Source organism: Weizmannia sp. FSL K6-3076 (genome assembly GCF_038007245.1).
Taxonomy (GTDB): Bacteria; Bacillota; Bacilli; order Bacillales; family Bacillaceae_C; genus Weizmannia; species Weizmannia faecalis.
The window spans coordinates 1165535-1181696 of record NZ_JBBOWU010000001.1 but is presented as its reverse complement, the minus strand read 5'-3'; the positions used below and the strand labels follow the sequence as shown (position 1 = coordinate 1181696).

Annotated in this window: 23 protein-coding genes; 8 read left to right on the top strand and 15 right to left on the bottom strand. The window is 46.8% G+C overall.

The genetic code is table 11. The features are described from left to right. The first annotated feature begins 60 nt into the window (after positions 1 to 60). On the top strand, positions 61 to 561 hold the full coding sequence (locus NSS95_RS05370) for an N-acetyltransferase (protein WP_013858962.1): 501 nt from the start codon (positions 61 to 63) through the stop codon (positions 559 to 561). Between the two features lie 84 nt (positions 562 to 645). Here the strand turns inward: NSS95_RS05370 and NSS95_RS05365 are convergent, their stop codons facing one another. The 3 genes from NSS95_RS05365 to NSS95_RS05355 form a co-directional block, all read right to left on the bottom strand. Beyond that, a complete protein-coding gene (locus NSS95_RS05365; protein WP_014095572.1) occupies positions 646 to 1158 on the bottom strand; it encodes an RsfA family transcriptional regulator in 513 nt (170 codons plus the stop codon). Positions 1159 to 1318: 160 nt separating this feature from the next. Beyond that, on the bottom strand, positions 1319 to 1492 hold the full coding sequence (gene rpmF, locus NSS95_RS05360; RefSeq protein WP_014095573.1) for a 50S ribosomal protein L32: 174 nt from the start codon (positions 1490 to 1492) through the stop codon (positions 1319 to 1321). A 52-nt stretch (positions 1493 to 1544) separates the two neighbouring features. Beyond that, a complete protein-coding gene (locus NSS95_RS05355; RefSeq protein WP_014095574.1) occupies positions 1545 to 2090 on the bottom strand; it encodes a YceD family protein in 546 nt (181 codons plus the stop codon). Between the two features lie 283 nt (positions 2091 to 2373). On the opposite strand from NSS95_RS05355, the gene NSS95_RS05350 reads away from it, so the two are divergent. Beyond that, complete coding sequence (locus tag NSS95_RS05350) at positions 2374 to 3600, top strand: nucleotidyltransferase (RefSeq protein WP_035189218.1); 1227 nt, start codon at positions 2374 to 2376, stop codon at positions 3598 to 3600. Between the two features lie 332 nt (positions 3601 to 3932). On the opposite strand, the gene NSS95_RS05345 is transcribed toward NSS95_RS05350, so the two are convergent. Beyond that, positions 3933 to 4982, bottom strand: coding sequence for a SepM family pheromone-processing serine protease (locus tag NSS95_RS05345; RefSeq protein ID WP_017552189.1), 1050 nt, complete (start codon positions 4980 to 4982; stop codon positions 3933 to 3935). Continuing rightward, positions 4979 to 5770: a patatin-like phospholipase family protein gene (locus tag NSS95_RS05340; protein ID WP_014095577.1), complete on the bottom strand. Its 792-nt coding sequence runs from the start codon at positions 5768 to 5770 to the stop codon at positions 4979 to 4981. The genes NSS95_RS05345 and NSS95_RS05340 overlap by 4 nt, the downstream gene beginning before the upstream one ends. 126 nt (positions 5771 to 5896) lie before the next feature. Between NSS95_RS05340 and ylbJ the strand changes: the two genes are divergently transcribed. Beyond that, on the top strand, positions 5897 to 7117 hold the full coding sequence (ylbJ, locus tag NSS95_RS05335; RefSeq protein WP_035189197.1) for a sporulation integral membrane protein YlbJ: 1221 nt from the start codon (positions 5897 to 5899) through the stop codon (positions 7115 to 7117). 276 nt (positions 7118 to 7393) lie between these two features. On the opposite strand, the gene coaD is transcribed toward ylbJ, so the two are convergent. Next, positions 7394 to 7888: a pantetheine-phosphate adenylyltransferase gene (gene coaD, locus NSS95_RS05330; RefSeq protein ID WP_035189195.1), complete on the bottom strand. Its 495-nt coding sequence runs from the start codon at positions 7886 to 7888 to the stop codon at positions 7394 to 7396. Beyond that, a complete protein-coding gene (gene rsmD, locus NSS95_RS05325; protein ID WP_017552186.1) occupies positions 7845 to 8441 on the bottom strand; it encodes a 16S rRNA (guanine(966)-N(2))-methyltransferase RsmD in 597 nt (198 codons plus the stop codon). Before rsmD ends, coaD begins: the two co-directional genes overlap by 44 nt. A gap of 410 nt (positions 8442 to 8851) precedes the next feature. Between rsmD and NSS95_RS05320 the strand changes: the two genes are divergently transcribed. Further along, the gene (locus NSS95_RS05320) at positions 8852 to 9241 is read left to right on the top strand and encodes a DUF7147 family protein (protein ID WP_014095581.1); all 390 of its coding nucleotides are present in this window, start codon (positions 8852 to 8854) and stop codon (positions 9239 to 9241) included. Positions 9242 to 9380: 139 nt separating this feature from the next. Here the strand turns inward: NSS95_RS05320 and NSS95_RS05315 are convergent, their stop codons facing one another. Together NSS95_RS05315 and NSS95_RS05310 are read right to left on the bottom strand one after the other, a co-directional pair. Further along, positions 9381 to 9656 (bottom strand): YlbG family protein, encoded by a 276-nt coding sequence (locus NSS95_RS05315; protein ID WP_014095582.1) that lies wholly within the window; start codon positions 9654 to 9656, stop codon positions 9381 to 9383. Positions 9657 to 9749: 93 nt separating this feature from the next. Further along, on the bottom strand, positions 9750 to 10190 hold the full coding sequence (locus NSS95_RS05310; protein ID WP_014095583.1) for a YlbF family regulator: 441 nt from the start codon (positions 10188 to 10190) through the stop codon (positions 9750 to 9752). A gap of 165 nt (positions 10191 to 10355) precedes the next feature. On the opposite strand from NSS95_RS05310, the gene NSS95_RS05305 reads away from it, so the two are divergent. Next, complete coding sequence (locus tag NSS95_RS05305) at positions 10356 to 10760, top strand: hypothetical protein (RefSeq protein ID WP_052123299.1); 405 nt, start codon at positions 10356 to 10358, stop codon at positions 10758 to 10760. An 18-nt stretch (positions 10761 to 10778) separates the two neighbouring features. Beyond that, the gene (locus NSS95_RS05300) at positions 10779 to 11036 is read left to right on the top strand and encodes a hypothetical protein (protein WP_035189225.1); all 258 of its coding nucleotides are present in this window, start codon (positions 10779 to 10781) and stop codon (positions 11034 to 11036) included. Positions 11037 to 11233: 197 nt separating this feature from the next. On the opposite strand, the gene NSS95_RS05295 is transcribed toward NSS95_RS05300, so the two are convergent. The 3 genes from NSS95_RS05295 to NSS95_RS05285 form a co-directional block, all read right to left on the bottom strand. Beyond that, positions 11234 to 11614: a hypothetical protein gene (locus NSS95_RS05295; protein ID WP_035189223.1), complete on the bottom strand. Its 381-nt coding sequence runs from the start codon at positions 11612 to 11614 to the stop codon at positions 11234 to 11236. A gap of 73 nt (positions 11615 to 11687) precedes the next feature. Next, positions 11688 to 11927, bottom strand: coding sequence for a YlbE-like family protein (locus NSS95_RS05290; RefSeq protein ID WP_014095585.1), 240 nt, complete (start codon positions 11925 to 11927; stop codon positions 11688 to 11690). Between the two features lie 15 nt (positions 11928 to 11942). Next, positions 11943 to 12335, bottom strand: a complete 393-nt coding sequence (locus NSS95_RS05285) for a YlbD family protein (protein ID WP_014095586.1) — start codon at positions 12333 to 12335, stop codon at positions 11943 to 11945. A 179-nt stretch (positions 12336 to 12514) separates the two neighbouring features. On the opposite strand from NSS95_RS05285, the gene NSS95_RS05280 reads away from it, so the two are divergent. Further along, a complete protein-coding gene (locus NSS95_RS05280) occupies positions 12515 to 12994 on the top strand; it encodes a PaaI family thioesterase (protein ID WP_014095587.1) in 480 nt (159 codons plus the stop codon). Positions 12995 to 13094: 100 nt separating this feature from the next. On the opposite strand, the gene NSS95_RS05275 is transcribed toward NSS95_RS05280, so the two are convergent. Then, positions 13095 to 14114, bottom strand: a complete 1020-nt coding sequence (locus tag NSS95_RS05275) for a CAP domain-containing protein (RefSeq protein ID WP_340713830.1) — start codon at positions 14112 to 14114, stop codon at positions 13095 to 13097. A 260-nt stretch (positions 14115 to 14374) separates the two neighbouring features. Here NSS95_RS05275 and NSS95_RS05270 point away from each other — a divergent pair, with 260 nt between their 5' ends. Further along, complete coding sequence (locus NSS95_RS05270; protein WP_014095589.1) at positions 14375 to 14734, top strand: YugN family protein; 360 nt, start codon at positions 14375 to 14377, stop codon at positions 14732 to 14734. Between the two features lie 54 nt (positions 14735 to 14788). Here NSS95_RS05270 and ctaG read toward each other — a convergent pair whose 3' ends face one another. Then, the gene (gene ctaG, locus NSS95_RS05265) at positions 14789 to 15760 is read right to left on the bottom strand and encodes a cytochrome c oxidase assembly factor CtaG (protein WP_080746286.1); all 972 of its coding nucleotides are present in this window, start codon (positions 15758 to 15760) and stop codon (positions 14789 to 14791) included. 71 nt (positions 15761 to 15831) lie between these two features. Further along, positions 15832 to 16161: a cytochrome c oxidase subunit IVB gene (gene ctaF, locus NSS95_RS05260; RefSeq protein WP_017552180.1), complete on the bottom strand. Its 330-nt coding sequence runs from the start codon at positions 16159 to 16161 to the stop codon at positions 15832 to 15834. Between the last annotated feature and the right edge of the window lies 1 nt (position 16162).

Below are 16162 nucleotides of genomic sequence, written 5' to 3'. Positions count from 1 at the left end.
TGTAAGAATCGCCGCCATGCTGCTGCGACACAGCATATAAAGAGGGATGGGGGAATTGATATGGCTTATCAAGTGGAAAGGCTGAAAGTGAACTACAAAACGCTCGAAGAATTCAAGCAGTTTAAAGAGTACGGGCAGCAGGAACTGTCCATGCTTGAAGATTTGCAGGACAATATTATTGAAGACAACGCCGACTCGCCATTTTACGGCATTTATTTTGCCGATAAACTCGTTGCGCGCATGAGCCTTTACGAACGGGATGCAAAATACGATCTCTATTTTGACCCCCCGCAAACATTTTTGGAACTTTGGAAGCTGGAAGTGCTCCCGAACTATCAATATAAGAATTACGGCCGGGCGCTTGTTGATTTTGCCAAAAGCTTCGGGCTGCCGATTAAAACAAACGCCCGCCTGAAGTCGCGAGGATTTTGGGAAAAAATGGGGTTCAAACCTGTTCCTTATAATGTCGAACGCGATTTGAGTGAAAACCCGTTTGTCTGGTTGCCGCACGGCGTGAAGCTGAAAGACGCAAAACAGGACAAAAAAACGACCTCTTCTTAAAGAACCGGATTCCGGTTCTTTTTTTGCCTTTTACGAACAAAAAATGTCCCCTGCCTTTTAAGGTCCAGGGGATGTGCCGCCGCTTTAATCTTGTTCAGACAACTGCCGTGCTTTTTCCATAATGGAAAGGAGCGCACTGTATTCTTTTTGCAGCTGCTCATGCTTTTCCTTTTCTTCAAGATACTTTTGAAGCAGCGCCTCATATTTGCTTTTCCATTCCTCTGTACCGCGCCGGGATGCGGACAACTGCCCACTCTCGTGCCTGCTTTTTTCCGCAAGCTGCTGAAGGATACGGATGGCATCAAACAGCGTTGCTTCTGTCTGCTGCCCTTCTTCAGCCGGTGCTCTCCCGGAATCTCGGACGAGCTGCTTTTTTTCCTTTCTTTCTTTTTTTGCGGCTTCAATTTCTGAGGCGTACTGCTTTCTCACATAAGAATTCCACCTGAACCCGCATGCCGCTGCGGTCCGGTTCATCCGCTTCCCTGCCTCTTCAAACGCCCGGAGCTGCGTGCTGCCTTCGCGAATATGGCGCAACACAATGTCCGATAGCAGCAAATCTTCTTCCTGTGTCCAGGCATCCTGTCTGACTGCCGGCATATCTTTCCCCCCATCCTTTTTAATACTATTCATATGCCGTTGATAGAAAAGATAGACGAAATTTCGAGAAAAAAAGGAGGAACGGGGAGAAGCTTTTGGCGGAAAGGGATGGCGTTTTGAAGGCAAATAAAAAAGCACGGGTTTGCGCCGTGCTCTTTTATTATTTATTTACCACAACTTTGTTTTTGTAATAACCGCAAGATGGGCATACGCGGTGTGCCATTTTCATTTCACCGCATCGCGGGCATTCAATCATGCCGGGAACTTGCAATTTAAAATGTGTGCGGCGTTTTCTTTTTGCCGTTTTAGAAGTTCTTCTAAAAGGTACAGCCATTCTTCCCACCTCCTTATAAGAGATCAGCATATCATTTAGCCGAAGATGGCGGTTATTCAGAATCCTGGTCAAAAAATTTCGCAAGGTCGGCCATACGCGGGTCTACCGCTTTTTCCGCCTTCTGCTCCATTTCCAGATACTCGTCCTCCGTCAGCACCTGCCAGTTGTCCGTATGCGGCAGTTCGCCTTTTTTGGCTTCCTCACTGAAAACCTGCATGGGAATATCGAGCAAAATCAATTCTTTCATAACCGGGATCAAATCAATGACCTCATTTTCGGCAACATGCACTTCTTCATCTTCAGTGCCTTCATAATCGGAAGGCTCGAGAAGAAACGTTTCTGTCGATTTCAAGTCTACCGGGTAATGTACATCAACAAGCGTCCGGGCACAAGGCAGCACAAGCGTTCCTTCAATGTGAAGGTCAAACGTCACCCTGCCCTGCTGAGCACTCCCCGTTCCCGTTACGTGAAAAGGCGAAGCCCCGCGGATCTCGGAATCAGTTTCCATTAAATCTTTTGTAATATCAACCGATTCATCTATCTCAAAGCGCTTGTCCCGAAATTTTTGCAATTGAATGGCAGACCATTTCACTTTCATCACCCCAAGACAACAAAGGTAATTATAGCTTCCCTCATACCTTTTGTCAATATTTTTTGCTTTACAACCATGATGTCCACAACGAAAATTTTTCTTCAAACCAGAAACCGGCCCGGGCTTGTTTAAGACGCGTCCTTTTTACGCTTTCATCTTCAAGACTCCCCGTTTTTTCAAAAAAATTTTGCAGCAGGCAGGATTGCTTTTTTTGCCGGTTATGTTAAAAATAACTTATCCCAAACGGGTGCTTTTAAACATCCAAATCTTCCGGAAAGGGGAATCACAATTGAAAAGTACCGGCATCATTGTGGAGTACAATCCTTTTCATAATGGCCATTTGCACCATCTTCGCGAGACGCGGCGGATGACAGGCGCAGAGTGTATCATTGCCGTAATGAGCGGCTATTTTATGCAGCGGGGCGAGCCGGCGCTTGTTTCAAAATGGACGCGGGCGGAGATGGCCGTATTATCGGGCGCGGATCTCGTTGTCGAACTGCCGTATGCATTTGCCGTCCAGCCCGCCGAAAAATTTGCGGCAGGCGGGATTGCCATTTTGGACGCTTTGCAGTGCAAAAGCTTCTGCTTCGGCAGCGAATCCGGCGACATCGAAGCATTCCGCCAGGCGGCTGCCGTCCTGCTTCAAAACGAAGCGGCATTTAACGCATCCGTCAAGCGCGAGGTCAAAAAAGGGATCAGCTATCCGGCAGCGCTATCAAACAGCTTTCAGAAGCTCGCACCAGGCGACAGTACGCTCGATTTAAGCTCACCCAATAATATTCTCGGCTTCCATTATATGCTCGCGGCAGCAAGGCAAAACCCGGCGATGGAGGCTTTTACCGTCCAGAGAAAAGCGGCTGGGCACCATGACGTCGCGATAACCGGTGAAATTGCAAGTGCAAGCGCCATCAGAAAAACCATCTTGCAAACCGAAGATCTGCACGCTGCCCGCCCGGTGCTGCCGGAACCAGCATTTCATGTACTGAGCCGGCACCGCAACAACAACGGGCACTTCCTGCATTGGGCGCTTTACTGGCCTTTTTTGCACTACCGGCTGCTTTCCTCATCTGAAGAAGAATTACGCGCCATTTATGAAGTGGAAGAAGGCATTGAATACCGTTTAAAAAAAGCCGCGGCATCTGCCAACAGTTTTCCCGACTTCATGGAAAAAGTGAAAACAAAACGATACACGTGGACAAGACTGCAGCGAATTTGCACCCATTTGTTAACCAATGCCAAAAAAGCAGAAATCAAAAAACATGCGGCAAAACCGTCGTATATCCGGCTGCTCGCCATGAACGAAACGGGAAGGCGCTATTTGAACAGCGTGAAAAAAACGGTACCGGTTCCTATTATTTCAAAATTTTCGCTGCAAACTGCCCCGTTGCTTGCACCGGACATAAGAGCCGCGCGGATATATGCCCTCCCGCTTCCGGCAAACGAACGGGAACACTTAATGATCCGGGAATTCAGCAAGCCGCCTTTTTTTGCAGACGAAAAAACGGATGGCGCGTGAATCCGTAGGCTGTCTTTTTACAGGCGGAAAAGCTTCGGGCATGCGGCTGGGAAGAACCGGATGAAACGCATGATTTTATGAGAACGGCTTTTTGCAGACGAGAAAGCCGCATACTTAGGCTGTTCTCCTTTTTGCAAGCGAAAAAACTGCAGGCATGCAGGCTAACACCTTTTTGCAAGCGAAAAACCGATGAAACGCATGATTTTCAGCTTTTTACAGGCGGAAAACCGGAACCCACATTACATTTCAGACTTGCAGGCAAAAGCCCGGGATGCGTGACAGCCTTCCCCCTTCTTTACAGGGAAAAGCCGCTAAAACAAGCGGCTTTCCGGTTATTTTTGTTTCAGGCCGTTTAAATAGGCGAGTGCATCATCCAGTGTTTTGACCGGTACAATTTTCATGTTCGTCCCGATTTCTTTCGCCGCCGCTTTTGCCTCTTCGTAATTCGGCTTGATGCCAGGCTCGGCTTTTTTCATTTCAGGTGTAATCGTATCATCTGGAGCAAAGAAAATGTCCGCCCCTGCTTTGTCCGCTGCAATCACTTTTTTATCAATCCCGCCGATGCGGCCGACCTCCCCGTTTGGCGAAATGGTTCCGGTTCCGGCAATTTTATAGCCTTTTGTGATGTCCTGTTTGGTCAGCTGGTTGTAGATTTCCAATGTGAACATCAGCCCGGCGGAAGGGCCACCGATTTTTTCGGTATCCATTTTCACAGCCGGGTCGGATTTGACGGTCCGGTCATCGACAAGGCTGATCCCGATTCCCGTTTTATGATGGTTTTCCTTGAATTTTGCAAGTGCAACGGTTGCCATCTTCGCCTTTTTATGACGCATATAGTCCAATTTCACTTTGTCCCCGGCTTTTTTCTTTGCGACATAGTTCATAAACTGTTTGGAAGACTTGAATGCATGGCCGTCCACTTTTGTAATTCTGTCCCCGGCTTTGAGCACTTTTGCGGCCGGCATCCCGTCATATACATTCAGGACATAAATCCCTTCGTAATGGGAGCTGAACGGCCTTTTTGCCTTCTTAAAAGCAGCCTGGATGGCATTATGTTTTGCTGATTCCATTAAATAAAGCTGATAGACATTGTATTCCTCGTCCGTCATATTTTTATCCATAATTTCACGAACCGGTACGACATCCTCGTGTTTTCTCATTTTTGCCCAAAGATACGTATACGGATTCGCGCGGCCCATACGGACAGTCGTCAGCATCAATTGGCCTTTTTCAGGATAGCCGCCCTTTACTTTGATCAGCGGGGCAAGCTGCATGGCACTCCCCGGCATTTCAATATAATAAGGCAGCGGCACAAAGGACAGGAGGGCAAGAATCAGCACTGCCACAATCAATATGCGCCGCCGGATGTTTCGGTGTTTCATTTGTCGGGCTCCTTCCATTTTTCCAGCAATTGCTGTATTTCAGTTACGGATTGTTTTGCTGCTTCTTCCCCTATCTTAATGATTTGTCCGGCATTTGTAAAAGCCATTGAACTGTACATTGAGACATCGGGGCGGATCAAAACATGGGCTTCCGTTTTCCGGCTTTCGGCCAGTTCCATCTGCATGATATCGATGCTTTGCATAATCACATCATAAATATGGCGGATTTCCGCTTCTTTTTTCATGACGGAAACATCCACCCCGATCAAAAGCTCCGCCCCCATTTCCTTTACAACGGACACCGGGACGCGGTCCACCACACCGCCGTCCACAAAAAGATGGCCGCCAATTTTTTTCGGGACAAAAATGCCAGGGATGGAAATGCTGGCGCGCACCGCTTCTTGAACCGGCCCTTTTTTGAACACCGTTTTTTCGCCGTTTGAAAGATTTGCGGCGACAACGGCAACAGGTGGGTTCAATTCTTCAAGTTTTTTCCCATGAACGAGCAAACGGATCAGATCTTCAATTCTTTTCCCCGAAATCAGGCCCATCTTGCCAATTTTAAAGTCCAAATAATATTTGCGTTTAAATGCACCGGAAAGCAGCTCCATCTCGCGGACAGTCCGCCCCGCCCCGTACAGCGCCGCAACCAGCGCCCCAATGCTGCTGCCGGAAATCATATCCACCGGGATGCCTTCCTCTTCGAAAACTTTCAATACGCCGATATGCGCAAAGCCTCTGGCGCCTCCCGAGCCGAGCGCCAATCCGATTTTCGGGCGGCCCGCCATTGTCCCCCCTCCTCGTGTCCTTCTTTCGTACAGTTTATGGTCTAATTTACAGACCTATGAGTATATTTGATTTATAAGGACAAGCGAGCAAGTGCTGCGGATTGAAAGACAGGGGAGGAACACAGATTGTACCAGTCTAAACTCAAAAGCGCCATTTTGGCCTTCAGCGTTTCGATAATGGCGATTTCCATGATTGTATTGCCGGATGAATCTTTTAAAGCCTCCATTCAAGGTTTAAATATGTGGTGGGAAGTCGTTTTCCCCTCACTTTTTCCTTTTTTTGTCATTTCTGAACTGCTGATCGGCTTCGGAGTGGTCCGCTTCGTCGGTGTCCTCTTGGAGCCGTTGATGCGGCCATTGTTCCGTGTTCCAGGTGTTGGCGGATTTACTTGGGCCATGGGGCTTGCTTCCGGCAATCCTTCAGGGGCGAAACTGACCGCCCGTCTCCGTCAGGAAAAACAGATTGACCGGGTTGAAGCAGAACGGCTTGTAGCGTTCACCAGTTCTTCCAGCCCTCTTTTTATTTTCGGGGCGGTCGCTGTCGGCTTTTTCCATAATCCTTCTCTCGGCATTCTGTTTGCCGCGGCGCATTATGCGGGCAATATTATTGTCGGCCTGGTGATGCGTTTTTACGGAACCGGCGAGGATATAAGAGGGCCAAAAAAGAAACATACCTTTCTTTTAAAAGAAGCGCTTCTCGTTTTGCATGCGACAAGAATTAAAAACAGCAAGCCGATCGGGAAGCTGCTCGGGGACGCTGTCATGTCCGCCATCCAGACGCTTCTGATGATCGGCGGATTTATCATCCTGTTTTCAGTCTTTAATAAATTGCTTCTGTATATGCATGTCACATCCGTATTCGGCATGCTTGTCTCCCAGCTGCTTCACCTTGCGCATTTTTCGGAAAAGCTGAGCATCCCGCTCATTTCTGGCCTTTTCGAAGTAACACTCGGAATCCAAATGATCAGTGAAGTGCAGGAATCCTCGCTGCTTCAGCAGGTCATCGCCGCGAGCTTCATCCTCGGGTTTGGCGGGTTCAGCATCCAGGCGCAGGTGGCCAGTATTCTTGCCCAGACAGATATCCGTTTCCGGCCGTTTTTTCTTGCCCGCCTGCTGCACGGTTTTCTGTCGGCTGTGATCATCCGGCTCGTTTGGAATCCGGTCTACTTACGCTTTTTTGCTGAAAAAAGCGCGTGGCAGGAAGCTTTTGGTATGCCAGGTGGAGGCCGCAGCTTGTACGCGCGCGTCACGGATTGGCTTGGAATTTACGGGCCGTTATTTACCCTGTCCTGTCTTGTGCTGTACATTTTCCTTTATTACCGATCCTGCCGGGCAGACCGGGCCTGAAAAAAGCGCAAAAAAGCGGGGAGCATTCCCGCTTTTTCTGATGCCTTTGCAAATTTTTCAATAAATAAACTGGGCCTGTTTTTAAAGTTTTTAGTGCGGTGTATAAACGGCATGTCCGGTTTTGGGGAGCCGGTTTAAAATGTACATCCGGCCCAGCCCGGGATTTTCCGGCACTTTATGTACGGCCGGTATGTCCGGTTCCCATTGCTTTTTCTATTGTATCAACACTTCTGTGTTCGTCCAGCTCTTCCGGAATGTCCGGTTCCGCCCGCTTTTCTATTGCCCCTGAAATTTCTTTTTCAATGCCTCATGCACAACCGGTGGTACCAGTTCCGCAATATTGCCGTGGTATTTGGCGATTTCTTTCACAATGCTTGAGCTGAGAAAAGAATACTGGTTGTTTGTCATGATAAAAAAGGTTTCAATTCTGTCATTCAGCACACGGTTCATGGATGTCAGCTGCAATTCATATTCAAAATCCGAAACAGCCCGTAAGCCCCGGATAATCACATCCGCTTTTTTTGATTCTGCATATTCCATTAAAAGCCCCTGGAAAGAATCGACTTCCACATTCGGGATGTCTTTTGTCACTTCCCGGATCAACGCTTTTCTTTCTTCAATATCGAAAAGCGGTTGTTTTGAAATATTGTTCAGCACTGCCACATAGACTTTGTCAAATACTTTTGCCCCTCTTTTAATAATATCCAGATGCCCGTTTGTAATCGGATCAAAGCTGCCCGGGCAGATCGCGGTCTTCCCCACGGGTTTCATCCCCCTTTTTCGTGTAAATCGTGATGCCGGTGATGCCGTACTGTGCTGTTTTATATGTAAAAAGATTGCCCGCTTTTTCCGGTAAGGTCAGTCCGGCGTCGTGCTCGCAAACAGCGTAACCGTTTTCACGGAGAAGGCCGTTTGCCGAGATAAATTTCAGCATCGCGGTTAGTTTTTGCTTTTTGTAAGGCGGGTCGAGAAATACCGTATCAAAGGCAAGCCCCCGTTTCGCCAGCACTTTCAATGCACGGCCGGCATCGTTCCGGTATACTTCACTCCGGCCTAAAAATTCGCATTTTTCCAGGTTGGCCCGGACGGTTTGCAGCGCCTGGATCTCCTTATCAACGAAAATCACTTTCTCCATACCCCTGCTCAAGGCTTCGATCCCGAGCCCGCCGCTCCCTGCATATAAATCGAGGCCCAGGCCTTTTTCAAAATACGGGCCGATCATATTAAAAATCGCTTCTTTTACTTTATCTGTCGTAGGCCTCGTTCCCATTCCCGGAACGGCTTTTAAAACAGTGCCCTTTTGGCTGCCTGAAATGACTCTCATGCTGGTCACCACGTATCATCAGATTTCCATCTTATCCTACCATATTTTCCGGCCGGGTGGAAAAGTTTTTCACCAAAATTTAAAGCAAAAGTATAATTCAGGAAAAGTTGGCCATAATGATACCAGCAGCATCAAAAGATGTTGCTGCCAACCGCGGAGAAGACTTACGTTTCCCCATAAGTTCTTCCTCCGGTTTCTCCTCTCCCTTTGCCTTCTGTCCGGAATAAGGATATAGAAGGGCCCTGCAGTATTGGCTGCAGGGTTTTTTATTTTCCGCATTCTTGGCCGGGCACGTCGTTTCAAAAAGCCGGCCGGCATCTCCCCCGGTTTATTTTGCAGAAATACTTTCCGAATAAAAAGAAGTGCAGTAGAATAGAAGCAGCAAATTTGTTTGTAAGCGAGGAATGAAGATGCAACAAAGATTTATTGAACTAGGAAACGGATATACAGATTTATTTGAACTGATCGAACTGGCAAAAGCAAACCGGCACCGGCTGCACGGCATGCTTGCCCTTCATACCATCGTTGCGGATCAAGCTGTCACTTCGCCCGTGCTCATTTTAAAACCGACCGATCCGGGGGAATTTCAGGCGTTATACGTTTGCCTTGAAGGGATTCCGGATCCGAGGGTGCAGCCAAACAAACGGTACAGCCTGTTTGCCGAAACCGCAGCTGCTTTAGGAGCGGACATTGTGGAACTCGAAGTCCGGCCATCTTCGTCTTTTTCCGACAAAAACCTTTTTTATCAATATTTAATCGGCATATTAAGAATGAACCGGCTGATTCCGCCGCTGCAATAAATATTTCGGCCAGAGTGCAGCCGGATGTGCTTGATTTAAAATGCGCGGGACGGAGCTTCCGGGCAGCAACGCTTTTTTGGGCACGGCGGATTTGCGGTGATGCACACGCAGGAAATGCTAGCATGCAAACCCGGCGCCTTTATAGCCCTATTTTATAATCGTATTCTTTTGCTTTGTCCGGTTTTGCGTTTTCATATTCCGTTTTTAAAAACGGCTTCATGGAATAATCCACTTTCCTTACAAACGGAAGATTTTCAATTTTCGCTTTTACCTGCTCTATCTCTTTGCGGTCACAATAAAGGACGGCATACTTCATCCTTTTTGACGCATAATGGACATTGCCAAATCTTCGTAAATGTTTCGTATGCTTCATCTGATACAGCCAAATGATGAGGCCCTGCCGATCTGATAACATAGCGTTTCCCCTTCGTGCTTTTTTTAATGAGTGTACCATACCTTTTTTCACGGAACAATAAGGAAAGGCCGCGGATTGCGGCCTTATCACGATTTATGCGGAACAGCTGCAGCTGCCGCCGGTTCCGCAGCCGCCGGAACAAGAGGCATCAAAAAACGGATTTCCGGTCGGCACTTTTATATGTTCAGAAACAGATTTGCCAATCATCAGGCTGATTTGGTCGAGCAGATCCTGGAGGGCATTTTCCGCCCGCCTGAATCTTGCGACGTTCTCATCCAGATCCATTTCCCTCTTGGCTTCCCTTGTTTCTTTGTTGATGCGTTTATAATCAGGGTGATACCTGCCAAAGCGCTGGACTTCCTCAAACTGTTCTTTCAGGCGTGCAAATTTCCGGATTTTCTGCTGTGTGGCTGGATCATGATACATCCTGTTATAGCAGTCCCGGTAATTTTCGGCAATATCCGAGGCAATGACCATTTTCGCCAGTGCTTCAGCTTCAGACAAAATTTCCGCGCTTTCCAATGTTGCAAGCAAAAAGCTCACCTCCACATGATGATTTTACCATGTTTCCGCAAGCTTTGCGAATTTGCCCGATCAGCTCTCTCCATATGTTTTAACTTATACAAAAAGGGAAATGGAATTATAAGAGAGAAGTCATTTCTCCATGTTTAGAAAAAATTACTGAAAGGTGGTATAATTATGTCTTCAGAAAACAATGTTAATCTAAAAAACCCACCAATGAGTAGAGCAACTGCAGATGAACTTTTACCGGTACTAGATGCTATTGAACATATTCCTGATGAATTGTTAGAACAAGGAAACCAAGATGAAATCCAAAAATATTTCAAAGATACTTTACCTAAAATCCAAACAAAAAGCGTGTGGAGTTGTAGCTTAGCAATTGGAGAATTACTTGTTACCAATGCAATTCCGATTGCAAAATTAACTAAAATCAAGAAATATGTTAAAGCATTAGGCGGGGCATGGGAAACTGCTAAATTATTAGTAGGTGCTACCACCGCAGGTGAAAAAATAGCAGCTCTTTCAGCCCTGATGGCAGAACTAACAGGCTTTACAAACGTAAGGAATGAGTGTGGGTTCTAAAATGATTGGAGTGTCATTATGAACTGGGGTTTAATCACATCACTAATTCTCAATGTTGCGTTTTTAATTTATATTGTTGTTTTAACGAACAAGGTTAATGCTTTAAGAAAAGAAAATACAAAACCTAGTGAAAGCAACGATGAATTAATTGCTCTAGCACAGGAAAAACTAAAACTTCTCGGTGCCATTAAAACTGTGAAATTTTTAAGAGAAGAAAAAGGTATGTCAATGTTGGATGCCAAGCAACTTGTAGATGCATTAAAAAAACAGGAGTAGCTTTAAAGCTACTCCTGTTCTGTTACTCTTTAATAAAATAATTTCTACTTTGCAATCCCAATAAGCAATATGCTTTTTCATCTTCATCATCAGCATTCTCTTCAGTCAAAAAATACAGCCCAGTTTTTCCACATATACGAACGGAATTTCTTGAGGCTCTTTGCATCCGTCATCTGCTTCCGCGTGTATCCATACGATCAGCTGACAGAAATATAAAACTGTCTGTGAATGCCTAGGCGGGCGCCTGTGTTTTTGTCCACTACTTCCAGCTGCACTGTATGTACCCCTTTATCAAGCCCTTTTACAACAAATGCAGCCGTATTGTACTCGTCTTTCCATACACCATCCACATAGACTTTGATTTTTGCCGGTTTGGCATGCCGGCTGCCTGAAAAGGTGACGCTTGGAATCATACATTCCACGAACAAATCCCGGTCTTTTACAAAATACCGGACTGATGCCTGATTTTCCGCCGCGGAAGCAGCAGCATCCGCTTCCCGCTGCTCTTTACGCGGCATATGCCCGCTGCAGCCGGCAAACAGCAAACATACAGCAAGGAATCCTGCAGCCATCTTCATTTCGATCACTCCTTGCGGTTATTTTCCGCAAGAAAGCGCTGATTTACTCAAAAAAGGCAAATTTTTTCGGAAATCATCCTTGTTCATAGATGGACTGCACCATATGCATCATCATTTGTGCCATTTGCAACCCGTTTGCAAACTTTTCAACCCGCTGCGGGATCGTTTTCTGGTAATAATGGAGCGCGGCAATTTGAAATTGCTCCAGTTCCTCGGGATGCCTTGACAATTTCCGGTACCACGCCGGCTGCTCCCTTAAAAAAGTTTTCCATTCGTTCGACTGCCGGATGACTTCCATTACTTCGTTCCGCATATGTGCAGCCCCTCTCTAGTCTTTTCTGAATGAAAACGGGCCCTTCGGCTGGGGAGCCTGGGATTGTGGCGTCTGCCCCCCTGTAAACTGCGTGATCACATTTTGGACGGCGGCAATCGCTTCCGTCAAATGCTGCAGGTGGCCTTGGACCTGTGCTGGGTCCAGGTTCTCGAGCATCGCGCCGAGCTGGTTCAGCCAGCTGCTTCTCCCGCCCGTTTTTTCCTTCGTTTCACTGCCTTCTGCCGCGTATTTTTCCCAGACCGGGTCGTCTTCGCCCAGTATATACCATTCTTCAAAGAAATCCTGTAAAGACTTTTTTCCGCCCCGGACTTCTTTTAAAATCAAAGGATGGGTTTTTGTAAAAGCTTTAAACTTTTCTACGGAAGGATGCAATTTTTTCGTTCCCATTTCCGCTCACCCCGCGAGAAAACATTTTTTTCGAACGTTGGCTTTCTGTTACGTTCACATACCTTCCTCATATCCAGCATATGCCGGCAGTAAGCAGGTGTGAAGGTTTTCATTTCCCGTGAATTTTGATACGATATGGGTATGCTTTTAAAAAAACGCGTTAAAAGAGGTATCAGGAGATGAAAGAAGAAATACACCATACTTTTGAAAAAGTGGTCCAAGCGGCAACGGAAGAAGACTTAATCGTATTGCAGCAAATGTTAAATGGACTTTCCAATAAACAAGCCGGGAACGAACGTACATATTTCAAGGATCTCTTTTTGATGGAAGCGGACTTCGATGGGGAAGAATGCGAGGTGACCATTCCAGTTACGCCGTTACTCTACAATAACTTTTCCATCGTTCACGGCGGTGTAACGGCAACCCTGCTTGATACAGCAATGGGCGTGATGGCAAATCGCCTGTTGCCGGCGGGTCAGCAGGCTGTTACATCCAATCTCACCATTCATTATATTGCCCCGGGGACGGGAAGCCGCTTAAAAGCGAAGGCAAAGGTAATCCACCGCGGCACGCAAACGATGGTGCTGGAAGGAACTGCCTTTCGGGATGACGGGACAAAGATCGCCCATTGCACGGGTTCTTTTTTCATTTTGAAATGAGAAGCCGGAAATACCCTTTCAAAAGCCCCGGGCAGCCCGCCTGCCTTATATGCATACATCAGCCGGACCCCTCTCCAGCTTAGGCTGGAACGGTATCCGGCTATGGTGCCTTCATGAAATCCTGGGTATAGTATTTCTGGTACACCCCGACGCCAAGATGGGTGAAATCTTTCTCCAGCAATGTTTTCCGGTGGCCTTCTGAATTAAGCCATCCCTCCACAGCAGCCGGACCATCCGTATAGTGGGCGGCAATATTTTCCCCAGCCGCAGCATAAGAAACATGCCCATTCTTTAATCTTTCTTTTAAGTCTCCATATTTGGGGGAGACATGCGAAAAATAATGGTCGTCAGCCATGTCTTTGCTGTGATTGTACGCCACTTCGGAAAGAGCTGTATTCCAGGCCAGTTTTTTTAAACCGAATCGTGCCCTGACAATGTTTGTAAGGTCAAAAATTTGCCTGGCGTTCGCCTTTTCTACGTCAACCCATTTCGGATCATCCTCCGGAACGGATTCGGGCAGTTCTCCGTGGTACACCATTTCATATGGATGCAGCATCGTCAGTGTGTTTTTATCCATAAAACGGATAAACAGCAATTTGCCGCTGAACTTATCAAGCGCCAGCTGGGCATAGATATCCCCAAGACGGACAAGCGGGCGGATATTCAAATCTTCTTCCGACAATTCAAAGCGGTATGTGCCTTCATTTGTTTGCACCGTCATATCCGTATCCATTAAAATGGAACTGTAAATTTTTTCTACATTTTCTCCAATCTCAAACGGGGCTACGTCTAAACGGGTTCCGACAGCGTAAATGGTCGTAACCTTGCCATTTTTCACGCCGGCCTGAAAATAACCGGTCGATTTTTTCTTATAAATCCACCAATCATAACCATATGGAGACACATCCACCCTTTGTGGTTTTCCGAAATGTGTGGTCAACGTTTTCACAGGTTTCCCGATATATACCGACATGCCATGATCCGGACGGCTGTACGTTTGATCCTTGCTGTGGTCATGAATGTCAGAACTGTTATCCATTTTCTTGTTAGAGGAATGGTTTTGCAGTACGCCGTTTTCAGGACGAAGCTGGACATAAAGTCCGATCAGAAATATGATCACAAGGATCGCGGCTGTTTTTAAAAAGGTACGCAGGTGACTTCACCTCTCTTGATGTTCCGTAAATTTTTTCTCCTTTAATTCATTTTATTATATATTTTACAGTTTTAAGCAGAAAAGCACCAATTTTTTCAATCACCTCCTCGAAGGGCAGCCGGTGCGGCCGGTTTTTTTGCGGGTATGAACATTTGCATTGCATAAATGTTTGTATTCAGATAAGATAAAATTGAAAGATTTTAATTGTGCGGACGGGAGGGGTATTTTTGCGGTTTGATGACACGGGTTTGGAAAATATGAAAGTGGATCTGACGCGGTTGGATGATGTAATGGAGCGGCACAAGATGGTACGTGCCGGGCAATGGGATTATGAACGCGTCACATATGATAGAAAATTTACGATTCAAGAAGGCACCTATTATCTTCGCGTGCAGGGAGTTGCAACCGAGGGGGATGTGGATTCGTTTGATGCCGTGATTCAGTTAAAGGCGCCTATTTTAGGAAAATATTATTATCCGCATGGTGTGGAGTACGGCGATGACGAGTATTTTCCGCATGATCTCGTCATGTATTGCAGAAAAATTTTGGAAGCGCTTAAAGAAGACTTGGTTGTATTTGCTGAATAAAATGCGCCGCTCCTGTGGCCCCTTAAAACGGCGGGCCATAGAGAGCGGCCTTTTTTAATGCTGTTCGATCAGCCTCCGCTGTTCTCCGGCAACCGGATTCTTTTCCGTGCTGCCATCTTCCTGTTCTGTCCTTGCCCATTGGAAAAAGATGCGGGCAAGCATGATGCCGTAGACGATTTCCTGCATAATTTTCATCACCACACCGCCAAGCTGCTGGTCCTGCAGTACAGGAAGCGGTGAGAAAAGCGCCGGGGAGCCGTAACGCGCCACTCCGGAGAGCATGTCAGCAGGCACACATAAATGCATGGACGAAAGCCACATCGTTCCGTCGGAAAAGCTCCTGTAAACCGGATGATTGGCGAACATGATTAAGGCGCATGCAGGGGTTAAAAGCATGGCGCTTGCAAATAAATAAGCGATTTTTTTCAGGCCACTCAGCGCATATTGCCCGGGCAATGGCGACAAAATCGGCCACCACATCGCTATGGCTAAAAGAAACAGCACAATGGTGTAGATGCTGTGGAGAAACGGCGTGACCTTGACCTGATCGAAAACGGCCGGAATGTGGTACAGGGAAAAAATGATATTAAAGGTGATAACGGCAAGCACCGGATTTGTAAAGAACCGGACAACGGGCGCGACAACCGGAAGCTGCATCCCCTTTTCCAATATCCACACCGGCATCCCACGCAAAAACAGCGGTGCGACAATGAAAAAAAGGATAGACATTTGCAGCATATGGACGGAAAACAGGATATGCCCGATAAGATCGACAGGAGAGCCTTTGACGATGTAAAGCAATACCATCGCTGTACAAAAAGAAACAGACTGCACCGGACTCGGCGGCATTGCGTTCAAATAAGACCTTTTGCATAAGGACGCAAGCAGAAAATAAAGAAAAACAAACAGTAAGATCGTGATAAAAAAATAAGGGCTCCACAGTGCACGAAATCCGAATATTTCAAGCGGCACCATTACCACTCCTTTCCGCACCATTGCAAATCGATTTAAAGCGGGGGCGCCCAAGAAGCGCCCTCCGCTTTACTTTTAGCTCTGGCTCCTAACAGCCGATAATCAAACGCCCTCCGCTTTTCTTTTCACCACCAGATGATGGTGAGGAATGCCAGTACTGTGACAAATGCGACGAGTGTGCCGCCAAAGATGAAAAGTTTCGGGCCTTCATGGTGCTTATGGTTCATATGCATGAAATAAAACAGCTGAAATACGACCTGGATCGCAGCCAAAAGCAGGATAACCGGAATGGTAAACCATTTGGACAAATGGGCATGGACGGCCCAGAATGCAACAATAGTCAAAAACATCATCAAAATAAAACTGACGACCTGGTACTTCATTTCCTCCGCGCTTTTGCGGCGCCTGTATTCGTATTCAACATGGCGTCTGTCCATTTGTGCATTGTGTTCCATC